The sequence below is a fragment of the Erythrobacter donghaensis genome (assembly GCF_001557325.1).
GTDB lineage: Bacteria > Pseudomonadota > Alphaproteobacteria > Sphingomonadales > Sphingomonadaceae > Erythrobacter > Erythrobacter donghaensis_B.
Map to the genome: position 1 here is coordinate 1 of NZ_LSJS01000245.1, position 3,879 is coordinate 3,879.

At 67.9% G+C, this 3,879-nt stretch carries 4 protein-coding genes; 2 read left to right on the forward strand and 2 right to left on the reverse strand.

The window, feature by feature from the left end:
- A partial coding sequence (locus AX692_RS14600; RefSeq protein WP_073977745.1) for a phospholipid carrier-dependent glycosyltransferase occupies positions 1-1,298 on the forward strand: 1,298 nt, incomplete at its 5' end.
- A gap of 101 nt (positions 1,299-1,399) precedes the next feature.
- The gene (locus AX692_RS14605) at positions 1,400-1,669 is read left to right on the forward strand and encodes a GIY-YIG nuclease family protein (RefSeq protein WP_196490047.1); all 270 of its coding nucleotides are present in this window, start codon (positions 1,400-1,402) and stop codon (positions 1,667-1,669) included.
- Between the two features lie 50 nt (positions 1,670-1,719).
- On the opposite strand, the gene AX692_RS14610 is transcribed toward AX692_RS14605, so the two are convergent.
- Together AX692_RS14610 and leuB are read right to left on the reverse strand one after the other, a co-directional pair.
- Positions 1,720-2,889, reverse strand: a complete 1,170-nt coding sequence (locus AX692_RS14610; protein WP_081095361.1) for a glycosyltransferase — start codon at positions 2,887-2,889, stop codon at positions 1,720-1,722.
- A 54-nt stretch (positions 2,890-2,943) separates the two neighbouring features.
- A partial coding sequence (gene leuB, locus AX692_RS14615; protein WP_073977746.1) for a 3-isopropylmalate dehydrogenase occupies positions 2,944-3,879 on the reverse strand: 936 nt, incomplete at its 5' end.

Here is a 3,879-nt window from a genome sequence, read left to right on the forward strand (position 1 = left end):
CCCCGCCGCCGCGCCCGCGCGATCCGCTGGGATGGTGTCTCGCGCTCACCGGGGTCTTCGCGCTCCTCGCCGGATGGCGGCTCGGCCTGCCGTCCAAGCTCTATTTCGACGAGGTCCACTACATCCCCGCCGTGCGCGAGATGCTCGCCGCCTTCGAGACCGGCACGGGGGCCTATCGCAACCGCGAGCATCCGCTTCTCGCCAAGGAGCTGATCGCGCTGGGAATCTGGGCCTTCGGCGACAATCCGCTCGGCTGGCGCGTCGTGCCGTGGCTGGCGGGCGTCGTGGCGCTGTTCGCGAGCATGCGGGCGCTGTGGCACGCGAGCGCGGACCGATTCGCGACCCTCGCCTTCGGGGTGCTGGGGCTGAGCGGCTTCCACCTCGTGATCCATGCCCGGATCGCGATGCTCGACATGGTGATGATCGCCGCGCTGGCGCTTGCCGCATGGCAGTTCGCCGCCGCTGCCGCGCGGCCCGAGCAGGGGCGCTGGCGGCTGGCGCTGACCGGCATCGCGCTGGGCCTCGCACTGGGTTCCAAGTGGAACGCCATACCGCTGGCGATGGCGCCGGGCCTCGCCTTCTTCTTCGCGCGCCTTGCCGCCGGACGCCGCCGCCTGTTCCTGAGCCGCCGCGGCGCGCCGGTGCCGGGGGTGCGGCTGGTCGAGGCCTTCGTGTGGCTCGGGATCCTCCCGCTCGCGGTCTATGCCGCGACCTTCATCCCGGGCTACTGGCTCGCCGAGCCCTTCCACCCCTCGCCGCTCGCCGAGAAGGGCCTGATCGGGCTGCACGAGGAGATCTTCGCGCTCCAGAGCCAGCTGATGACCCCGCACCGCTACATGAGCCAGTGGCCGCAATGGGTGCTGAACACGCGCGGGATCTGGTATCTCTACGAGGAGGTGGACGGCGCGTGGCGCGGGGTGCTGCTGATCGGCAATCCGCTGACGATGCTGCTGGGCCTGCCCGCGCTGGCGTGGTGCCTCGCCGTCGGCGCGCTGCGGCGCGATGCGGCGCGGCTGGCGGCAGCGCTGGGCTACGGGCTTAGCCTCGGCCTGTGGCTGATCGCGCCCAAGCCGATCCAGTTCTACTACCACTACTTCGCCCCGAGCCTGTTCCTGCTCGCCGCGCTCGCGCTCGCATGCAGCGACCTCAGGCGGCTGCCCTACGGCAACTGGCTGGCATGGGGCATCCCGGCGGCATCGGTCGCGGTGTTCGCCTTCTTCTTCCCCATACTCGCCGCACTGCCCCTGAGCGGGGGCGACGATTACCTGATCTGGGCGTGGTTCAAGGGGTGGAGGTAGGGATCGCAGAAGCGACCCTAACTTGTTATTTTCGTTTCGTCATTGCGAGCGAAGCGAAGCAACCCATGGACCGGAGCCGGCATTTTCAGCCCGCCGTCTATATGATGGCGAACCACAAGAACGGGACGCTCTACATCGGCGTCACGTCCGACCTCCCGCGCCGAGCATGGGAACATCGCGAAGGGGTGGTCTCCGGCTTCACCAAAAAATACGGCTGCAAGCGACTCGTCTGGTTCGAGCTCCATGCGACTATGGAGCACGCCATTGCCCGCGAAAAGCAGATCAAGGGCGGATCGCGCGCGAAGAAGATCGCGCTGATCGAAGCGATGAACCCCGAATGGCGCGACTTGTTTTTCGAGATCGGATCTTAGGCCATGGGTTGCTTCGTCGCTGCGCTCCTCGCAATGACGAATGTGAGGCCTTAGAACCGCCCCCAAACAAACCGGCTCGACAGGGCGTAATTCCAGACCGAGCCCACCACGATCCCCGCCAGCGCGGCGAGCACCCAGAACACGCCCTGCCCTTCGAGGAAGGTCGCGATCGCCACGTTGGCGAAGCCGCCGATCGCGCAGGTGGCGATGAAGCCGAGCCAGCCGCGCAGCAACTCGCCCCAGCCGGTCAGTCGCTTGTCGCGATAGGTCAGCCAGTTGTTGAGCCAGAAGTTGAAGCTCATCGCCACCAGCACCGCCGCGCTCTGCGCAAGGGTGAAGGCGCGGTCGAACAGGAACAGCAGGCTGGTGAGCACCATGAAGTGCACCACCACGCCCAGCGCGCCGACAGTGCCGAACAGGGCGAAGCGGGTCGGGATCACCTTGCCGAAGGTCTTGTCGTAAAGCCCGGCGAGGAAATCGAACAGGATGGCGCGGTCCAGCTTGCTTTCTCCTTCGCGGCGGGCCGCGAAATTGAGGGGGAACTCCTTGACCTTCATCGCCGTCTCGGACGTGGCGAGCAGGTCGAGCAGTATCTTGAAACCGATCGCCGAAAGGCGCGGCACCAGCGCGCGGGCGGTTGCGGCGGGCAGCATGAAATAGCCGCTCATCGGGTCGGTCAGCGACACGCCGGTCATCTTGCGGGCGAGCGCATTGGCATAGGTCGACAGCTTCTCGCGCTCGGGCGCGGCCCACTCGGCGGTGCTGGCGCCCTCGGCGAAGCGGCTGGCGACGCAGATCTCGGCCTCGCCGGACTTGAGCGCGGCGAGCATGCCGGGGAGCAACGCCGGATCGTGCTGGTGGTCGGCGTCCATCACGGCGACAAAGGGCGCGGCTGTCGCGCAGAAGCCTTCGATCACCGCGCTCGACAGACCCCGGCGGCCGATGCGCTGGATCACCCGCACACGGCTGTCGGTGAGCGCGAGCGCGCGCGCTTCGTTGGCGGTGCCATCCTTGCTGTCATCATCGACGATGATGACTTCCCATGCCGCCGCCGTGCCGATGGCACGGTCGATCCTCTCGACCAGGGGTGCGAGATTGCCGCTTTCGTTGAAGGTCGGCAGGATGATGGCGAGGTCGAGGGTCACGGGTGCGGGCGCCGGCCAGATGTCGGAGATATCCTCGTCGACGCTGTCGAGGCGCGGGAAGAAGGCGTTTTCCATGGCCCCCTAGTGCACCATAATTCTTTAGAAACCATAACTGGCGCGTCCGCGATGTCAGAGCCGCGCGCGCACGCCCGCGCCGATCGCCGCGGTGCCGTGGCTGCCGCCGAGATCGCCGCCGAGGATGCCGTCGGCGAGCGCGCGCGCGACCGCCGCCTCGATCCGCGCGGCATCATCCTCGCGGCCGAAGGAATGGCGCAGCATCATCGCCGCCGACAAGATCGTCGCCATCGGGTTGGCCTTGCCCTGCCCGGCAATATCGGGGGCGCTGCCGTGGATCGGCTCGTAAAGCCCGAAGGTGCCGAAGTCGGTCTGCCGCTCGCCCAGCGAGGCGGAGGGCAAGAGGCCGATCGAGCCCACAGCGGCGCTGGCGAGATCGCTCAGGATGTCGCCGAACAGGTTGCCGGTCAGCACCACGCCGAAACGCTCGGGGTGGCTGACGGTCTGCATCGCGGCATTGTCGACATACATGTGCTCGAGCGCGACCTCAGGGTACTCGGCCGCGACCTCGACCACCACGTCGCGCCACAGCTGGCTGGTTTCGAGCACGTTGGCCTTGTCGACGCTGGTGAGCCTTTGCCCGCTCGCCGCCGCCGCGCGGAAGGCGACATGGGCGATGCGGCGCACCTCGCCCTCGGAATAGGACATCGCGTCCCACCCCTCGCGCTCGCCATTTTCAGCAGCGCGCTGGCCCTTGGCGCCGAAATAGACATCGCCCGTCAGCTCGCGCACGATCAGCATGTCGAGCCCGGCGGCGATGTCGGCGCGCAGCGGCGAGAGGTGCTCGAGCCCCGCGAACACCCGCGCCGGACGCAGGTTGGCGAACAGGCCGAGGTGCTTCCTGAGGCCGAGGATCGCCTGCTCGGGCCGCAGATGGCGTTCGAGCGCGTCGCACGAGGGATCGCCGACCGCGCCGAACAGGATCGCATCCGCCGCACGCGCCATCTCCAGCGTTTCCTCCGGCAGCGGTTGGCCGTGGCGGTGATAGGC

What these genes read in the sequence shown, in the direction of transcription:
- AX692_RS14605 (WP_196490047.1), top strand. Translation starts at nt 1,400, where the DNA reads ATGATGGCGAACCACAAGAACGGGACGCTCTACATCGGCGTCACGTCC.
- AX692_RS14610 (WP_081095361.1), bottom strand. Translation starts at nt 2,889, where the DNA reads ATGGAAAACGCCTTCTTCCCGCGCCTCGACAGCGTCGACGAGGATATC.